Source organism: Microcystis aeruginosa NIES-4325 (assembly GCF_008974145.1).
Lineage (GTDB): Bacteria > Cyanobacteriota > Cyanobacteriia > Cyanobacteriales > Microcystaceae > Microcystis > Microcystis aeruginosa_G.
On sequence record NZ_BJKP01000010.1, the window covers coordinates 46,499 to 64,058 of the forward strand.

The window sequence follows — 17,560 nt, forward strand, 5'->3', positions numbered from 1 at the left end:
ACTTTTTTCGGTTGACTGCTAGTCTTGGTTTCGGTCACTTGCGATTTGAGAAAAAATAACATGATCGGGATGACTAAGGTTCAGTTTTAAATCGATCGCTTGAGAAGATAATGTTATTGTATGGCAGTTGAATTGTAAATGTTATTGAAAAAATCTAAAATCCCTTTTTAAGTGTATTCACATTGCATTCAAAAAATCAAGTGGATTCAGTTTCCTGATTGAGAATTGCCCACCCATAGCTTAAGGACAAGGCCAGGAAAGCAAGGGGGAGACTTTCCTTGATCATAAACACACCCAAACCGATCAACACACAGGGGACAAAGTGGCTGCCGTGACTGGTAATTAAATTAGCGATCGCCGGTAATTGGGTTAACTGATGAGCAGTAAAACACCAAACACCCACCAAAATCAGAAAAACGCTGACGATAGTGACTAAATTCGGCAAAGTATTACTAGCAAACAGAGGCAGATAAATGCCGATATTATCACTGCCATTGGCGATCGTAATTGCCGCCACACCACAGGTTTGAGGAGAAAACCAGGCCACCAAAAGGAAAAGAAGGCTTTGATTCTAGAGCCACCTCCACATTATTATCGGTTCTACTACTCCATAAATATAGGTCGCTTGAAATTTCCATTGCACCTTTCCGTAGGGTTTTACTCCTTTTGCTGTAATTTTTCTCCCACTAATTGGGCATGACTCGGAAAACCTGCCGCTATCTCTACAAGGTTAATGGTTTTGACTCCGAACAGGGCAATTAAAAGAGGGCGAGGAAGTTGAGGCGTGCGCCATGCCATCCCAGATAGGGTTTTAAGGTATCCCGCAATCAGTTAATCTGGTTCATAGGGTTTCAGGGAAATGTCTGGTAACTTTCTATGAAACCCTTTTCCTGTCACTCTTTGCAACCTTTCTCTGGATTTTTTGTCCTGTACAGAGCCTAAGCTGATGTGTTTTCATCAATGTTGGGTATAATATAGCGGTGTGCAGTCGTATGAGGTACAGTGTCACGAGCTATAAACCATGCTAGGCAAAGCTTGGTTTGTATCTCACTCAAGCGCTTACCGCTATAGCATAGTACATCGCTTCTATGACTGAATAATTTGGGTGCGTGATCATGAAATGGCCGAAATGGAAGTTCAATAGAATTGAAACTGTTATACTTAGAATTCTGGGTGTGGGGCTTTTTGGAGCAGCAGCCTATGGAGTGAATTTGGGGTATCAAACATTTTGGGTTAATAGAGATATAATTTGCTTTGTAAAGGAAGATGTCACAGCACACAAGTTATTTGAAGAGATAGAAGATAAATGGCGCAATGAGCTAAAGCTTGCTGACAGCACATCTAGAATGTCATTGCCACCTCGAATTGCTGCTTTACAAGAGATTCGGCGCGAATTAACTGATCAGGAATGGCCTGATTGTGCTGCTAAGGCGAAAGAAAGCTTAACTGAAAGCATGGATAGTATGATTGACGGGTTCATCGCTTTCTTAGATTCAGATAACTCTGATACTTTTGTCAGTTTTTATATTGAAGAAGGGAAAAAACATATGACGATGTTTCATTGATATAGATAAGTAGAAGATTATGGTAATTTCTAACCACCTCATACAAGGAACGCTCGATTTATGCTACGTAGCAGTGTTTTAAAGGAACTCTATTGCGCCCCTGATGGAGTTAGTTTCGTTAGACCTAAGTTTGCAGTAGAGTTTGTGATGAGAAATCATTACTGATTAAAGATATCAAATAAAATTGTGTTTGCGCTGAAAAGTAAATAAAAAAAATGAGTAGCTATAGAAAAAGCCAAGTTCCGTCGAAAAAGATTCTTGGAAATGTCAGTAAATATGAATCATATCGTGAGGCATGGTCACGTATTAAATTAGCTCAAGAAAATCATTTTTTCTTGGAAGCAATTACAATTCAAGAAAGCATTATCACTGATCGTCTCATCAGCTTTTTATCTCGCCCCGAATCTCCCAAACCACTTTCTAAGAAAAAGAATGGACAATTTCCTTCGTTTGGTGAGCTCATAGAGCATTGGCGTTTGGAGTTCCCAGATGCACTTCAGTCTGGTTTATATCTAGATTTAATAGAGGCGGTTGATCAATGGCGATGTATGAGGAACAAAGCAATTCATGCAATTGTAAAATCTGAACCAGGGAAACCAACCAAATCCATTGACGAGTTCTTGCAAAAGGCTAAAGACACGGCTGAAGAAGGAGAAAAACTTGCGAGAGAGGTATGTAAATGGAGTCAAAAGGAAAAAAAGAAATCTTTACCCACAACTCCGGTCTAACCAGCGGCTGCACTCGGAACGGATCGTTACGCTATCAGTTATGATACAAGCATTATTGCCGTCCGGTGAGCCGCAGTGCGGTCGCATATCTTGTAAGTTGGGTTGAGGAACAAAACCCAACGATAATAACCTAATAAATAGGCGATAGCCATCAGATGAGATTTTTGTTAAACTATTATAAATGAGTAATTTAAACCTTTGTATGAGATCAAATTATTTATGGATACTCCATTTACAGCAATTATTAAAAAAGATGGGGATTGGTGGATTGGATGGATCGAAGAAGTAAAGGGAGTCAACGCTCAGGAATCGACAAAAGAAGAACTTATTGAAAGTCTAAGAGAAGCCCTAAAAGACATTTTAGAGCTAAATCGAGAAGAAGCTCGCCAAGAAGCAGCCGAAAACTACGAAGAACTTCTAATTACTCTATGAAGCGAAGTGATTTGATTCGACATCTTGAACAACATGGATGTGAGTTGCTTCGTGAAGGATCTCGACATTCTATCTGGTGGAACCCAGCAACAAAAGATAAAACAGCCATTCCTCGTCATAGAGAAATAAAAGAGTTTTTAGCCAAGAAAATTTGTAAAGATCTCGATATTCCATCACTATAATCAATGTGATCACCGATGAGTGTAGTGCGATGCCGAAGGCACTGCGTAGCAGTACGCGGAGCTTGTAGGGTGCGTTATCGATCAATTCATTTCTACTGCGATCGCTGTTCGCATCCAAGACAGATAGGTGCGTTCATTGGCCAAATGATCGCGGATACGATTGGGATTAACTTTTTTCGGTTGACTGCTAGTCTTGGTTTCGGTCACTTGCGATTTGAGAAAAAATAACATGATCGGGATGACTAAGGTTCAGTTTTAAATCGATCGCTTGAGAAGATAATGTTATTGTATGGCAGTTGAATTGTAAATGTTATTGAAAAAATCTAAAATCCCTTTTTAAGGGTATTCACATTGCATTTAAAAAATCAAGTGGATTCAGTTTCCTGATTGAGAATTGCCCACCCATAGCTTAAGGACAAGGCCAGGAAAGCCAGGGGAAGACTTTCCTTGATCATAAACACACCCAAACCGATCAACACACAGGGGACAAAGTGGCTGCCGTGACTGGTAATTAAATTAGCGATCGCTGGTAAATTCGTTAGCTGATGAGCAGTAAAACACCAAACACCCACCAAGATCAGAAAAACGCTGACGATAGTGACTAAATTTGGCCAGGTATTACTAGCGAACAGAGGCACATAAATGCCGATATTATCACTGCCATTGGCGATCGTAATTGCCGCCACACCACAGGTTTGAGGAGAAAACCAAGCCACCAAAGGAGAAGACGCTGCTGATTCTACAGCTACCTCCAGATGATTATCCGTCTCGGTTTCCTCTCGCTGCCAGAGACTCCGAATCCCGAAAATCACTGGCAAAAGACCGAGAAAACGAATCCACTGAGCCGGAATCAAGAAACTCCCGAAAAAGCCGGTTAAACTCGCCAAAATCAGCAGTATAAAGCCTAAATACTGACCGATAACGATATGACGACGGCGAAAAAGTTTATTGACTTGGGTAAAAAGAATCGTCAAAATCAGGATGTCATCGAGATTGGTGGCAATAAAGGCCGCTATTGCTGTGGATATGGCAGTAATCATGGTAGTCATAGGATTTTTTTCTTAATCGGGTCTTCTAGTCTCGATCGCCCTACTTCTACTCTAGAAAGAGCCATTAATAAAATCAAATATTCTTTCTTGTTGATTTAATAAATTAAAATGATGGAAAGACCAATAGAGACAAAAAACCCCTTGCCATGGCCAGAATGACCCTAGATCAACTGGAAATCTTTCTAGCGACTGCTGAACATCTCCACTTCACCAAAGCAGCAGAAGCTTTATATATCATATCACCCAACCGGCCGTCAGTGCCGCCATTGCCTCCCTAGAAAGTGAATACGGGGTGAAATTATTCCATCGCATCGGTCGTCACATCGAGATCACGGAAACAGGACGTTTACTGCAATTAGAAGCGCAACGCATTCTTACCCAGGTAACTTTGACAGAAAGGGGATTGGCGGAATTCAACGACTTGCAACGGGGAGAACTACAATTAGGGTCGAGTTTGACTATTGGTAACTATTGGCTGCCAGCAAAAATTAGCGATTTTCAGGAGCGCTATCCGGCAATTAAGATCAATTGCACCCTAGCTAATACGGAAGAAATCTGTCTGGGTACGGCTAACGGACGTTTTGACCTAGCATTAATCGAGGGAGAAGTCAAGAGTGATTTAACAAATTGTTTAGAACAGGAGATCGTCGGCAGCGATCGCCTATTAATCATTGTCGGACGTTCTCATCCTTGGTATAAAAGAGAAGCGATCGAATTACCCGAGTTAGTGGAAACCCCTTGGGTAATGCGAGAATCGGGATCGGGAACTCAACAAAGATTCGAGGAAGCACTACGGAATTGGGGCATCGATTTACGGACATTAAAGGTGACTTTGCTGTTAAATACCGGAGAAATGGTCAAGGCAATCATTGAGAATAGTTCGGCAGCTGCCGGAATTTCCGAATTGATGGTTCAAAAGGAATTAGAATTAGGCACATTGCGATCAATTCGAGTCATCGATACTTCCGGTTTATCCCCTCGCTATCTCGAGTTTATGCGCCCTTTTTTAAAAATAAAACACCGTCAGCGCTTTCAACCCCGCGTCTGTCAAGTTTTTGAGCAGATGTTGTAATCTGATAGCAATCACCAAAAATTAATCTAGTAAAAATAAAGATATGTAAGGGAAATTATCTTTGGCAAAAGAGAGAAATTAGGTATAAAAATTGAACTAATTTTATCTCAATAAAAGTATTTTTGTTTAAAAAAATTACAAAAAAATGTTTTTAGTTGTCCCATTTTTTAGTTAGATTTAATTGGCAAAGATAGCTATAAATTTCAGCTAAATTAAGCAGGGCTAATTTTGAGTTAATAAACTTGATTTAAGAGTCTCCAGTTTATCTTTTTCTAACCCAAGAAATTGGCGATATTAACGAAGTCTCACGGACGAAGTCTGACTCCTCACTAACCACGACAAGAGGTCTAATATGTCCAATTTTGTTTCGTCTGTAGGGTGTAGGTTCCGTCGCGCACATTGACCCGATGGGGGATCAGCTTCAGGTCTCTGACTCCTCACTAACTACGACAAGAGGTCTAATATGTCCAATTTTGTTTCGTCTGTAGGGTGTAGGTTCCGTCGCGCACATTGACCCGATGGGGAATCAGCTTCAGGTCTCGGAAGATATTAGCTTGGTGTTGTAGGTCCGTCAGAGAGCGATCGTCGATCGGGATAATGGCACGTTCAGAGGCCCGTTGTTCAAGATTAGTGATGATCGCCGGGTCGATCTCGTGGTGAGCTGCCAAGCGTCTCGTCGCCTCTAACTCCTGTTGTTTCGCCCAGGCCCCCGCCTCGTTCACCTCTTCTAAAATCACCTTCAGGACATCGGGATAATCCCGCACCAATTCGGGAACCGCATAATAATAGGTCGGCACTTCTAGAGAGGCGTTTTCCCCGAAGATACTCTCTAGATCGGCCACCGATCTTCCCGGATAGGTGCGCGTCTCCGTGGGAGAATAGGGAACCCAGACCACCCAAGCGTCGATCTCACCGCGACGGAAAAGCACCAGCGCTTCCGGTTGAGTCGCATACACCGGTTCGATATCGCTTAATTCTAGATTCACTCTCATCAGTGCGCGGATGAGGACGTAATGGGCGCTCGAACCTCGATCGAAGGCGATTCTTTTTCCTTTTAAATCCGCCAAGGTCTGTATTGGCCAATCCTCAGGCACGAGGATCGCCTGACCTTTCGGGGCGGTATATTTTTCTTTGGCTACCCGGACAAAGACGTGTTCGGCCGCTTGGGAGAAAATACTCGCCGTACCGCCACCACCGCAGAAGTCGATCGTTCCGTTGCTCAAAGCCTCGATCAGCGAGGAAGCGGAAAGAAAACTCGTCCACGTTACCGTCACCCCCAAGGGTTTTAAGCGTCTTTCCAGAAAGGCCTGGGCGCGGAGAACTTCCAGATTGGTCATGCCCTCGGGATAGCCGATCTTGAGGGTTCCTAGCCGCCGGGCTTGTTTGGCCAGGGGAGTGATATCGGAGGGGGTCGAGCGCTTGAACCAGCGATCGATCAGGATACAGAAGAGAATTCCAGCGATAAATAATCCCACGGTTTCCAATAGCCGGGGAGTCGTATTCCGGGGGAATTTAAAGCTATCGACGAGGTTGAGAATCAGGTTATCGGATCGAGAATTTTGACCGACGGCGATCTCGCGTAGCGAGCGCTTTGCGTTCGTGTCGGAAAATCCAGCCAGGAGAAAGCTCCCGACCAGACTGGTCAAAAAAAGCAGCGCGGGAAGAACTCCCCGGCAATTTCGCCACGGTTTCCAGAGACACTTGATCGAACGGTGGAGCATGGGATTTCTCGCAGAAAACAAGATTTATCGTCGGGCAAGGAGACAAGAAGGAAGGGTTTCCCAACTCGATCGGGAGAGGTTCCATTAGTTTTAAGTGGGTGGGTGGAATTAAATATAAGATAAACGTAGGTTGGGTTGAAGCATGAAACCCAACGCCAGCACGGGTTACGCTACCGCTAACCCATCCTACAAATAATTGTGCCTCCCTACTTATCTACATACTATAGAAATCCACGACTCCTCGATTGTGTAACAAAGTACATTTATAAATGTATTGAAAATGATATAGTTTTAAAACAAAATTGCGCCCGCCTTTGAGAGATCGAGGTAATATGGATGGATTGGTTGATCGAAATCGTCAAAATCGCGGTGGCCACCGGCATAGCCACCACCTTCGACGACAATATTTATTTAACTGGCTTCTTTAGCGAGGTAAATCGTACCTTTCGCCCGGTTCACGTTGTCGTCGGCGAGCTAGTCGGGTTTACGGTCTTGGTATCGGTTAGCTTGCTGGGTTTTCTACTCGGCCTAATCATCCCACCGATTTATATCGGTCTTCTCGGAATCTTGCCGCTCCTCATCGGTGTGAGAAATTTACTGACGTTAAATCGGGATAACGAGAGGGAAACCGCAGATCGCAAGGTGAATTTGCAAAGAAACGCCCAATTTCATGGATTCGCCTCCCGCAGACTATCCCTCGCTCAAGTCCTCAGAGATCGCCAAACCTATAAAGTTTCCGCAGTCACGATATCCAATGGCGGCAATAATCTCGGTATCTATATTCCCCTATTCGCCAATAGTACCGTGGCGCAGTTAGCCGTAATCATCCCGATCTGCTATCTAATCGTCTGTACTTGGTTATTTCTCTCCTATAATCTAACCCGCCAACCGGGGATCGCGGTTGTCCTCAGCCGTTATGCGAGTAAGCTTTTCCCTTTTGTGCTGATGTGGTTGGGCCTACGGATTATTCTCGATAACGGCTCCTATCGCCTGTTGATTCCCACCGGGTAAATTAGGTCTCCGTAAAAATTGAAAATCTCTGGCTCGCACGGGGGTCATACTAAATCCGTTGAGTATAGGCTACTTATAAGGATAGGCAAAAGGCACTCTTGCAATAGGCTTCGACGGTGAGATCACCGCCGAACCGCCGAACCGCCGAACGGAGGCCGTTTTTGTAACGGGGATTTATGCCTCGCTCCAAAAACTTTTCGCCTTAATGCGAGGTTTTAGAGCCGATTTTATCGATAAAATCGCAAAATCCGCCTAAATCTTCAAAATAAGTTAAATAACTTAACGGGACTATATATATCTGACGACAAAATTTTTGTTGGTAAATCTAAGTTTTTTGCTAAGATGATAACGATTATCATTCTAGCAAGCTTCAAGCAACAAACAAATGAACTACTTGACAAAATAAATTAATTATGATGAAGAACTATGCCCTCAATTAACTAGGGAGATACTCAAGACTTTTTCGGTGACTAGGAAAATCAATTTTTCCAGATTTCCGCACGGAGATAACCCCAGAGACGAGGGAATAACCCGATAGCTTTCATTAGTTATCGTCTAGATGCCCAGAAAAATAAATACTTTAGCAAAGGGTATTTATTGACATTGGTAAAATCAGAAAACTTTGCCGATCAATTAACTATTGGAGTCCGTAAAAATATCTATGACCTTAGCTAAGTCCAAAGCAATTTTCGATAATGATGACTACAATCACTTTCCCGAAGTGATTACCGAACCTAAATCGCCGGTATCGGAAGCCGAGATGATGCAAGCGGTACGAACACTGCTGTTAGGATTAGGAGAAGATCCTGATCGCGAAGGTTTACGAGACACTCCAAAACGAGTAGTAAAAGCCCTAAAATTTCTCACTTCTGGTTATCAGCAATCCCTCGATGAATTGCTGAATGGGGCAGTTTTTCATGAGGATGCTAACGAGATGGTTTTAATCCGAGACATCGATATTTTTAGCTCCTGTGAACACCATATTTTACCAATTATCGGCCGCGCTCATGTTGCCTATATTCCTAATGGGAAAGTGATCGGTTTATCGAAAATTGCCCGCATCTGTGAAATGTATGCCAGACGACTGCAAGTACAGGAACGTTTAACCGCACAAATTGCCGATGCTTTGCAAGGATTACTACAACCTCAAGGGGTAGCTGTCGTGATTGAAGCGACTCATATGTGTATGGTAATGCGCGGGGTTGAAAAACCCGGTTCCTGGACTTCTACGAGTGCCGTGCGCGGTATTTTTGCCGATTCTGCTAAGACTCGTCAAGAGTTTATGAGTTTGATTCGTCATAGTCCCGATTTTCACTAATTACTCAGGGGGATCGGGATTATTTGATCGTCCTATCCCCGGTTTTTTCCTAGGCAAAAAACCAGAGTCAAGGCAGCTATTTACTGTTTACTTTTTATTTTTGATGCGCTGTTATCATGCTGATTCGTCCCCGTCGTCTTCGTTATACTCCAGCGATTCGCCGTCTTGTTCGTGAAACCGAATTAACCGTTAATGACTTGATTTATCCCCTCTTTATCATGGAGGGAGAAAATCAAAAGGTGGCTATTCCTTCTATGCCCGATTGTTATCGTTATTCCCTCGATTTATTGCTCAAAAAAGTAGTTAATGCTTATAATTTAGGCATTAATGCCATCGCTCTTTTCCCCCTGATTGCCCAAGATAAAAAAGATAATTTCGGCAGAGAAAGTTATAATCCCGATGGTTTAGTGCCAAGGGCAGTGAAAGCGATCAAAAAAGAAGTCCCTGAAATAATTATTATTACCGATGTTGCTCTCGATCCTTTTTCGATTTATGGTCATGATGGTATTGTTAAGGACGGTAAAATTCTCAACGATGAAACCCTAGAAGTTTTAGTGAAAATGTCGCTCTCACAAGCGGCAGCCGGGGCTAATTTCGTCGCTCCTTCCGATATGATGGATGGTAGGGTTGGGGCGATCCGTCGAGCTTTAGATGCGGCTGGCTATTTGGATGTGGGAATTCTCGCTTATACGGCTAAATATGCCTCTGCTTATTATGGTCCCTTCCGAGATGCCTTAGAATCAGCACCAAAATTTGGTGATAAGAAAACCTATCAAATGGATGGGGCTAATAGTCGGGAAGCGTTACGGGAAGCCAGTTTAGACATCACAGAAGGGGCAGATATTATTATGGTTAAGCCCGCTCTCGCTTACCTCGATATTATCCGTCGTCTGCGCGATAGTAGCCATCTTCCCGTCGCCGCTTACAACGTCAGTGGTGAATACGCAATGATTAAAGCGGCGGCAAAACAGGGCTGGATTGACGAAAAAAGCCTGATTTTGGAAACTTTAACCAGTATGAAACGAGCGGGGTCCGATTTGATTTTGACCTATTTTGCTCTCGATGTAGCATTAATGAAACAAGAAAGCCGATTTTAGGGTTTTTGCCAGCGAAATTGATAGAAATTATCCTGCGCTCCCCATACCTGCCGGCCAAGGCTATCATAACCTCGATCGCTGGTATCCATGCCCTGGGAATGTAGAATAATTGTATTAGTTATTTTCACCGCACCTCTGGCATTAGTGGGACAACCCTGGGGGGGAGTTTCTCCCCGATAACCGCCCGCTATCGGTTTTAAAAACACAGTACACACCGACTCGGACAAATCTGATACATTTAATTTTCTTTCTGTCAAGTCTTTGTTACAAAAATTAATAAAGTTGTCGGCATTATTTAACTTATAAGCTTTTGATTCCACAGTGGAATTATCGGGGCTAGGTTGAATGACTAAAATTCTTTGACGATAGGGTTGATTTAAGCTATCGATAATTGCCTGTTCTTGATAAAGATAAATACTATCCTGTTTGGGGGAAAAATCCACGGCACAGGTAGTCATTTGCACCTTAGCAATGCGGGGGTTAGTCTGCGCTTGTTGCGTCGTATCCATGACCCCAATTAAATGATTAGCCACCCCCTGCACTTGCGGGTTAAGGGGCAAAGATTGAGTGAGAAAAAATACCAGAGCGATCGAAGTTTTCAGCATAAGCAGAGGCTTGATTCCGGTTAGTCTCTAATTAGCTTAAACTAATAAGCAGCAAGAGCAAAAATACCCCTTTTCCCATGGCTAATCATCTGGCTGAATCTGAAAGTCTTTACCTGCGAAAACACGCCGAAAACCCGATCGATTGGTGGTATTGGTGTGACAGCGCCCTAGAAATTGCCAGGAGGGAAGATAAACCGATCTTTCTCTCGATCGGTTATTCTAGCTGTCATTGGTGTACGGTTATGGAAGGAGAAGCTTTTTCCGATCGGGCCATTGCCGATTATCTCAATCAGTATTTTTTGCCGATCAAAGTTGATCGCGAGGAAAGACCGGACATCGATAGCATCTATATGCAAGCATTGCAGATGATGGTCGGTCAAGGGGGTTGGCCTCTGAATGTCTTCCTAACACCCGATAGTTTAATTCCCTTCTATGGTGGCACCTATTTTCCCGTGCAACCGCGCTTTAACCGGCCCGGTTTTCTGCAAGTGTTGCAATCGGTACGTCGCTATTATGACGAGGAAAAGGAGAAATTAAGCAAATTCACGGCCGAAATGCTGGGCGCGCTGCGTCAATCGGCCATTTTACCCCGAGCAGAGACCAATTTAGCCGAACCTTCCCTTTTAGCCACAGGAATCGAGACAAATACGGCGGTGATTCGGGTTAATCCCAATAACTACGGTCGGCCCAGTTTTCCGATGATTCCCTATTCTAATCTGGCTTTGCAGGGCGGTCGCTTTGGTGACGATTTTGAGGATTCCCTCCGGCAAGCAGCCTATCAACGGGGGGAAGATCTGTCCCTGGGGGGAATCTATGACCATGTGGGGGGAGGATTCCATCGTTATACGGTGGATTCGACGTGGACAGTTCCCCATTTTGAAAAAATGCTCTACGATAACGGGCAAATTGTCGAATATTTAGCCAATTTGTGGAGTGCGGGTAATCGAGAGGCGGCCTTTGAGAGAGGGATTAAAGGCACGGTTAACTGGCTAAAACGGGAAATGACCGCCCCAGAAGGTTATTTTTACGCAGCCCAAGATGCCGATAGTTTTGAGAAGGCCACGGATGGGGAACCAGAGGAAGGGGCCTTTTATGTCTGGTCGGATCTGGAGTTAAGGGATTATCTCTCGACCGAGGAATTGGGGCTGCTGCAGGCTAATTTTACCGTCACTGCGGAGGGGAATTTTGAGGGTCGTAATGTGCTGCAACGTCGGCAAGGGGGAAAATTAGGGAAGGATATAGAAAATATGCTCGATAAGTTATTTATTCGGCGTTATGGCAGTTCTCAGTCCCAATTAGCTCTTTTTCCCCCAGCCAGAGACAATCAAGAGGCGAAAACCGTCTCTTGGCCGGGACGCATTCCGGCGGTAACGGATACGAAAATGATCGTCGCTTGGAATAGTTTGATGATTTCTGGTTTAGCCCGGGCTTTTGCTGTCTTTGGCGAACCTTTGTACTGGCAAATGGCTACGGTCGCGGCCGAGTTTATTCTCCAGCATCAGTGGTTAGATGGACGTTTTCAGCGCTTGAATTATCAGGGTCAGGCCTCGGTTTTGGCCCAATCGGAGGATTTTGCCTATTTTATTAAGGCTTTACTGGACTTGCAAACGGCTAATTCCCAAGAAACTCGCTGGTTAGAGGCGGCTATCGATCTACAAGGGGAATTTGATCGCTGGTTTTGGGCCGAGGATGAGGGGGGATATTTTAATACCGCTTCCGATCATAGTCTCGATCTGATCGTGCGAGAACGGGGTTATACGGATAATGCCACTCCTTCGGCCAACGGAATTGCGATCGCTAATTTATTGCGTCTGTCGCGATTGACGGAAAATCTAGAATATCTCGATCGGGCTGAAAAGGCCTTGCAATCTTTTAGTAGCATTCTAGAACAGTCCCCCACCGCTTGCCCCAGTTTATTTGTTGCCCTCGATCACTATCGTCACGGTTTCTGTCTGCGTGCCGCGGAAAGCTCGATCGAGCGGCTGTTAGGTCGCTATTTGCCCACTGCGGTGTATCGAGTCGATGCCAGTTTGCCGCATAGCACATTTGGGTTAATTTGTCAAGGGTTATGCTGCCTTGAACCAGCGGAAAATTTAGAACAGTTAGACCGACAAATTGCCGGGGTGATGACAGGTCCGTCAATGCTGATCGGTTAGGGATTTTTCTCTCTCAAGCAGAGAGCAGGGAGAAAAAAGCAATTAACGCTTTTTTAATCACCAAGGTTGAGGATTATTGATGATACAGAGCGATCGCACGAATCTCCATTCCTACAAATTACGGCGTTTCTGAATTAAGCTATGAATCTTCTCTTGTGGGATTTTTAAACCCTAGACCCAAACTAACTTTTGGATAAGATGCACAGTTGGCATTCATACCTTGATTAAGCAACGCCAAAAATTGAATGGCAGACTAGCTATGATTGGCTTTGTCTCTCTTTTAGCCATTGAATTGTTAACCGGTAAAGGAATCATTGCTTGGATTACCAGTCTCTAAGAATTAACAATCCCGTCGCGCTGTTCGGGGCGTTCAGTCCCCGTCCTAGGGGATTGGTTTAGACCAAGTAAATGCCCTCAAAAACAGCTTTAGCAGGACCTGTCATGTAAACCCGGTTATCGGTTTGGGACCAGTGAATCTGAAGACAGCCACCGGGCAGTTCCACGGTACAACGGCGATCGCATTTGCCCGTCAACACGGCCGCCACCACCACAGCACAAGCGCCAGTACCACAAGCGAGAGTAATTCCCGCCCCTCTTTCCCATACCCGCATCTTCATATAATCTGGCGCAACTACCTCCACGAACTCCACATTAGTCCGTTGGGGAAAAACCGGATGATGTTCAAATTTTGGCCCGATAGTTGCTAGGGGAATAGAGGCCAGATCACCCACAAAAGTGACACAGTGGGGATTACCCATACTAACGCAAGTAACTAACCAATCTTTACCCTCCACCTCTAGGGGAACCGCGAGGACTTTTTCAGACCCCTTGACTAAAGTGGTGGGGATTTCACTGCCTAAAAGTTGCGGCGGTCCCATATCAACCGTTACCTGTTCATTGGCTTCTAAACGGGGAATTATCGTTCCTGCTAGAGTATGAATGCGATAGGTGCGGCCAATGGTGTTGTTAGCCTCTAAACGGGCGATAAATTGGGCTAGACAGCGAATACCGTTACCACACATCTCCGGTTCCGAGCCATCAGAGTTGAAAATTCTCATGGTATAGTCGGTTTCCGCTTGGCCGGGAAGCGCGAAAATCACGCCATCGGCACCGATACCAAAATGTCGATCGCACATAGCCACGGCCATTTCCGCTGTGATCAGGGGTTCGGGACTGTGACGGTTATCTATCAAAATAAAATCATTGCCCAGGCCTTGATATTTGGTAAAGGGGATTTTCATGGTCAATAAAAGCTACTCAACAGGAATAATAGAGGATGAACACCCCATCGATAAACTCATTATGTCTCAATTCGATCCTGGTCTGCCGAGTATCAAACAAGTACAGAGCTATATTCAAGAGAAACGGGAAGTAGAAATTAAGTTAAGTACAGATGATCTGCTCGTTGGTCGCATCCTTTGGCAAGATGTTAACTGTCTATACCTAGTTGATCACTACGATAAACCCACTTTAATTTGGCAACAGTCTCTAGTTTATTTAAGACCTAAAGCCTAGGGGGAAATTGGCGATATTTGCCCGTGGGATGCGTCCTGGACGCATCAAAAATTCAGTAGCAAGCAGATAGCTTTTGAGTAAATTTAACGTCAGTTGGGGTTAAGGAGATTTGGCCATGACTTCTAGCAAATAATCAGGTGGGATGGCGAGGATAGCATCAGAATTTCAGTTGCTCGAAAATTTGGGTTAAATTGCCCAATAAAGAAAGTCAGAGAGTCCAGCAGAGCGATCGCCATCTAATTTCAGATATGGATTGCCGCTTGTGTGCTAACAATTCAGGCCACTGCTGTACATAACCTGTTATACTCTTGGGCAAAACAACTCCACCTCGATTGTTATGCTGGAAAATCAGGTCATGGCAGATGCCGCCTCTAATGAGCAGATACCTACTCTAGAATTATCGATCATCATGCCCTGTCTCAACGAGGCGGAAACCCTAGCCACCTGTATCGGCAAAGCGCGAGATTATCTGGAACAACACAAAATTGCGGGAGAGGTGCTAATCGCCGATAATGGCAGTAGCGATGGTTCCCAAGAAATTGCCACTAATTCAGGGGCGCGGGTGGTTCCTATCCCGGAAAGGGGTTATGGTAGCGCACTGCGGGGAGGTATCGCCGCCGCCAAAGGTCAATACATTATTATGGGGGATGCCGATGATAGCTATGACTTTACCAATCTCTCGCCTTTCCTAGAAAAATTGCGGCAGGGTTACGATTTGGTGATGGGCAATCGTTTTCAGGGGGGAATTCAACCTGGGGCGATGCCAGTATTGCATAAGTATCTGGGCAATCCTGTCTTGACTTGGTTAGGACGGTTATTTTTTGGCAGCCCCTGTGGTGATTTTCACTGTGGATTGCGCAGGTTTAGTAAACGGGCGATCGAACAATTGAACCTACGCACCACTGGCATGGAATTCGCCAGCGAGATGGTGGTGAAAGCATCCCTCTACGGTCTGAAAATTACCGAAGTACCAACCACTTTATCCCCTGACGGTCGTAGTCGTCCCCCCCACCTAAAAACTTGGCGCGATGGCTGGCGACATCTGCGATTTCTCTTAATGTATAGTCCTCGTTGGTTGTTTCTCTACCCCGGACTGGCTTTAATGTTTCTGGGATTTGTGGCGACGATTTGGTTTATGACCCAACCCAGAGTTCATACTCTTCTCTATTCAGCCACAGCTTTGATTATCGGCTTTCAAATCGTCAGTTTTGCCATCTTTACGAAAGCTTTTGCTATCAGCGAAGGTTTATTACCGGAAGACCGAAAATTAAGACGATTTTTGCGTTATATTAATCTGGAGGTGGGATTGATCATTGGCGTAATTTTATTTTTGCTAGGTATGGGCGGTTCACTGTATGCTTTATACATTTGGAATGCTCGACTTTATGGGGCTTTAGATCCAGCCGTAACCATGCGGATTGTCATTCCTTCCGTAACCGCTTTAGCGTTGGGAGTACAGGTGATTTTTTCCAGTTTCTTTTTAAGTGTATTACAATTAAAACGCAAGTAATTCTATTTACATTCAAACTATGAATAACAGTGACTACGACATGGAAATGTACGACCATCTTTGGTCGCAGCAATGGCAAAACCTACAAGATATAGGTCCACTTACCCATAATCGCTATCGTTTAATGCTACGCGAGCTACCTAAATCTTCTATGGAAGATTGTAGTATTCTCGATCTTGGTTGTGGCCGTGGAGCATTTTTAAGCCTACTTAAAAATAAATATCCAAAAGCTACCTTGTCAGGAATAGAATATTCCGAGGAAGGAAAGAAATCCGCCCATCCGGAAATTCGCAATGTCATTCAGGTAGGAGATTTGTACGAAGTTGCTGAAAGATTGCCTCGCTGTTCTTATGATCTAGTGATCTGTAGTGAAGTCATCGAGCATCTTCCCGAACCTGAAGCAGCTCTCAACATTATTTTCTCTTTATTAAAACCAGGAGGTATCGCCCTTCTGACCGTACCTTGTAATATGCGTTATTGGTCTAAACAGGACGAGGTTGCGGGTCATTATCGGCGTTTTGGAATGAAAGAGTTCGCCTCTTTAGTAACTAATAGTGGATTTTCTGTCAAAAAAAATTATGGATGGGGTACTTTTTTAGGGTTAATCTATTATCGGATGGTTTCCGCTCTCGGTCCAGAAAAGGTAATGAAAACGAAGGTAACATTTATGACTAAGATTACCTCTCGATTTTTGCAGTTTGTATTTAGGGTAGATGATTTTCTGGTTTCTTCTCGAGGACTTCAACTGATTACTGTCGCTCAAAAACCCTAAAGATGGTTCGTCACTCCGTTTTATGGAGCCTTAGATACGTCCGTGACCATGAGAATTGTCATTCCTTCCGTACCCGCTTTAGCCTTGGTAGCACAGGTGATTTTTTTCCAGTTTCTTTTTAAGTGTTTTGGGACTAAAACAAAGATGAAAACAGCCGAAGATAAATTTATAGGGGGTTAACTAATTTTTATGCCGATAGGAACTTTTGTTCGGAGCTTGTTAGGTCCTTGGGAAAGACCAATTTCTGATATTTATCGAAACATTTTTATTAATCAAGCTGATTTAACTCATCAAATCCATAAATGGGTTAATCCTGAGATAATTCTAGAGTTAGGCTGTGGGGAAGGTGCTTTAACTGAACTTTTAGCGAGTGCCTATCCTAGTTCACATATTATAGGAATCGATATTACTCCTAGGGTAGGACGGATGTTTCAAGGAAATCTCGATCATGTTCGGTTTGAACAAAAATCAATTCAAGAATTCGTTGCAGAAACCCCCCAAAGTGTCGATTTAGTCGTCATTAGTGATGTTATGCACCATGTTCCTTGGTCAATGCATGAAGAATTCTTAACTTACGCTGGTAAATCCTTAAAACCTAACGGATATATTGTTCTCAAGGATTGGCGTAAAAATAATTCACCGATCCATTATTTATGCTATCTATTGGATCTGTATATTACTGGTGATAAGGTCAAGCATAAAACGACCGAACAATTTCGAGATATGATATATAAACTCTTTGGTAAACAATCGATTATCCTTGAGTCTACCGTTCGTCCTTGGAAAAACAATATTGTTTTTCTGATTAAAATTTCTTCATAATACTG

The 17,560-nt window shown here is 43.9% G+C and carries 16 protein-coding genes and 5 pseudogenes; 14 read left to right on the forward strand and 7 right to left on the reverse strand.

Translation table 11 applies throughout. From position 1 onward, the window contains the following. Nucleotides 1–196: 196 nt before the first annotated feature. A pseudogene (locus MiAbW_RS07545) lies at nucleotides 197–602 on the reverse strand (cadmium resistance transporter); the annotation flags it as partial. Nucleotides 603–705: 103 nt separating this feature from the next. Further along, nucleotides 706–827, reverse strand: a pseudogene (locus MiAbW_RS20660) (IS4 family transposase); the annotation flags it as partial. A gap of 288 nt (nucleotides 828–1,115) precedes the next feature. On the opposite strand from MiAbW_RS20660, the gene MiAbW_RS07560 reads away from it, so the two are divergent. The 4 genes from MiAbW_RS07560 (at nucleotide 1,116) to MiAbW_RS07575 (ending at nucleotide 2,907) form a co-directional block, all read left to right on the forward strand. Next, the gene (locus tag MiAbW_RS07560; protein ID WP_151695593.1) at nucleotides 1,116–1,565 is read left to right on the forward strand and encodes a hypothetical protein; all 450 of its coding nucleotides are present in this window, start codon (nucleotides 1,116–1,118) and stop codon (nucleotides 1,563–1,565) included. Between the two features lie 215 nt (nucleotides 1,566–1,780). Then, nucleotides 1,781–2,293, forward strand: coding sequence for a hypothetical protein (locus MiAbW_RS07565; RefSeq protein ID WP_151695594.1), 513 nt, complete (start codon nucleotides 1,781–1,783; stop codon nucleotides 2,291–2,293). A 219-nt stretch (nucleotides 2,294–2,512) separates the two neighbouring features. Next, on the forward strand, nucleotides 2,513–2,725 hold the full coding sequence (locus MiAbW_RS07570; RefSeq protein WP_151695595.1) for a type II toxin-antitoxin system HicB family antitoxin: 213 nt from the start codon (nucleotides 2,513–2,515) through the stop codon (nucleotides 2,723–2,725). Continuing rightward, entirely contained in the window at nucleotides 2,722–2,907 is a 186-nt protein-coding gene (locus MiAbW_RS07575; protein WP_151695596.1) for a type II toxin-antitoxin system HicA family toxin, read from the forward strand. The genes MiAbW_RS07570 and MiAbW_RS07575 overlap by 4 nt, the downstream gene beginning before the upstream one ends. 93 nt (nucleotides 2,908–3,000) lie before the next feature. Here MiAbW_RS07575 and MiAbW_RS07580 read toward each other — a convergent pair. Next, nucleotides 3,001–3,138: pseudogene (locus MiAbW_RS07580) on the reverse strand (DUF202 domain-containing protein); the annotation flags it as partial. Between the two features lie 134 nt (nucleotides 3,139–3,272). After that, nucleotides 3,273–3,956 carry a cadmium resistance transporter gene (locus MiAbW_RS07585; RefSeq protein WP_151695597.1) on the reverse strand — a complete coding sequence of 228 codons (684 nt, stop codon included), beginning with the start codon at nucleotides 3,954–3,956 and terminating at the stop codon, nucleotides 3,273–3,275. Between the two features lie 146 nt (nucleotides 3,957–4,102). Here MiAbW_RS07585 and MiAbW_RS07590 point away from each other — a divergent pair. Continuing rightward, a pseudogene (locus tag MiAbW_RS07590) lies at nucleotides 4,103–5,028 on the forward strand (LysR substrate-binding domain-containing protein). Between the two features lie 458 nt (nucleotides 5,029–5,486). Here MiAbW_RS07590 and MiAbW_RS07595 read toward each other — a convergent pair. Continuing rightward, nucleotides 5,487–6,749 (reverse strand): sulfonate ABC transporter substrate-binding protein, encoded by a 1,263-nt coding sequence (locus tag MiAbW_RS07595; RefSeq protein WP_151695598.1) that lies wholly within the window; start codon nucleotides 6,747–6,749, stop codon nucleotides 5,487–5,489. A 336-nt stretch (nucleotides 6,750–7,085) separates the two neighbouring features. Between MiAbW_RS07595 and MiAbW_RS07600 the strand changes: the two genes are divergently transcribed. The 3 genes from MiAbW_RS07600 (at nucleotide 7,086) to hemB (ending at nucleotide 10,175) form a co-directional block, all read left to right on the forward strand. Next, nucleotides 7,086–7,760: a cadmium resistance transporter gene (locus tag MiAbW_RS07600; protein WP_151695599.1), complete on the forward strand. Its 675-nt coding sequence runs from the start codon at nucleotides 7,086–7,088 to the stop codon at nucleotides 7,758–7,760. 661 nt (nucleotides 7,761–8,421) lie between these two features. Beyond that, nucleotides 8,422–9,078, forward strand: a complete 657-nt coding sequence (folE, locus tag MiAbW_RS07605) for a GTP cyclohydrolase I FolE (RefSeq protein ID WP_002752393.1) — start codon at nucleotides 8,422–8,424, stop codon at nucleotides 9,076–9,078. Nucleotides 9,079–9,194: 116 nt separating this feature from the next. Next, nucleotides 9,195–10,175 (forward strand): porphobilinogen synthase, encoded by a 981-nt coding sequence (gene hemB, locus MiAbW_RS07610; RefSeq protein WP_151695600.1) that lies wholly within the window; start codon nucleotides 9,195–9,197, stop codon nucleotides 10,173–10,175. Here hemB and MiAbW_RS07615 read toward each other — a convergent pair. Next, nucleotides 10,172–10,780 (reverse strand): chromophore lyase CpcT/CpeT, encoded by a 609-nt coding sequence (locus MiAbW_RS07615; RefSeq protein ID WP_151695601.1) that lies wholly within the window; start codon nucleotides 10,778–10,780, stop codon nucleotides 10,172–10,174. The two genes, hemB and MiAbW_RS07615, sit on opposite strands and share 4 nt — an antisense overlap. Nucleotides 10,781–10,857: 77 nt before the next feature. Here MiAbW_RS07615 and MiAbW_RS07620 point away from each other — a divergent pair, with 77 nt between their 5' ends. Then, the gene (locus MiAbW_RS07620; RefSeq protein WP_151695602.1) at nucleotides 10,858–12,936 is read left to right on the forward strand and encodes a thioredoxin domain-containing protein; all 2,079 of its coding nucleotides are present in this window, start codon (nucleotides 10,858–10,860) and stop codon (nucleotides 12,934–12,936) included. 226 nt (nucleotides 12,937–13,162) lie between these two features. Beyond that, nucleotides 13,163–13,273: pseudogene (locus MiAbW_RS07625) on the forward strand (high light inducible protein); the annotation flags it as partial. A gap of 58 nt (nucleotides 13,274–13,331) precedes the next feature. On the opposite strand, the gene dapF reads toward MiAbW_RS07625, so the two are convergent. After that, nucleotides 13,332–14,177 carry a diaminopimelate epimerase gene (dapF, locus tag MiAbW_RS07630; RefSeq protein WP_151695603.1) on the reverse strand — a complete coding sequence of 282 codons (846 nt, stop codon included), beginning with the start codon at nucleotides 14,175–14,177 and terminating at the stop codon, nucleotides 13,332–13,334. A gap of 61 nt (nucleotides 14,178–14,238) precedes the next feature. On the opposite strand from dapF, the gene MiAbW_RS07635 reads away from it, so the two are divergent. The 4 genes from MiAbW_RS07635 to MiAbW_RS07655 all read left to right on the forward strand — a co-directional run bounded on the left by MiAbW_RS07635 (nucleotide 14,239) and on the right by MiAbW_RS07655 (nucleotide 17,555). Beyond that, a complete protein-coding gene (locus tag MiAbW_RS07635) occupies nucleotides 14,239–14,451 on the forward strand; it encodes an Hfq-related RNA-binding protein (protein WP_002756689.1) in 213 nt (70 codons plus the stop codon). Between the two features lie 337 nt (nucleotides 14,452–14,788). After that, nucleotides 14,789–15,961, forward strand: a complete 1,173-nt coding sequence (locus MiAbW_RS07640; protein ID WP_151695604.1) for a glycosyltransferase family 2 protein — start codon at nucleotides 14,789–14,791, stop codon at nucleotides 15,959–15,961. A gap of 19 nt (nucleotides 15,962–15,980) precedes the next feature. After that, nucleotides 15,981–16,733, forward strand: coding sequence for a class I SAM-dependent methyltransferase (locus MiAbW_RS07645; protein WP_151695605.1), 753 nt, complete (start codon nucleotides 15,981–15,983; stop codon nucleotides 16,731–16,733). A gap of 189 nt (nucleotides 16,734–16,922) precedes the next feature. Then, complete coding sequence (locus tag MiAbW_RS07655) at nucleotides 16,923–17,555, forward strand: class I SAM-dependent methyltransferase (RefSeq protein WP_042790398.1); 633 nt, start codon at nucleotides 16,923–16,925, stop codon at nucleotides 17,553–17,555. Nucleotides 17,556–17,560 lie beyond the last annotated feature (5 nt).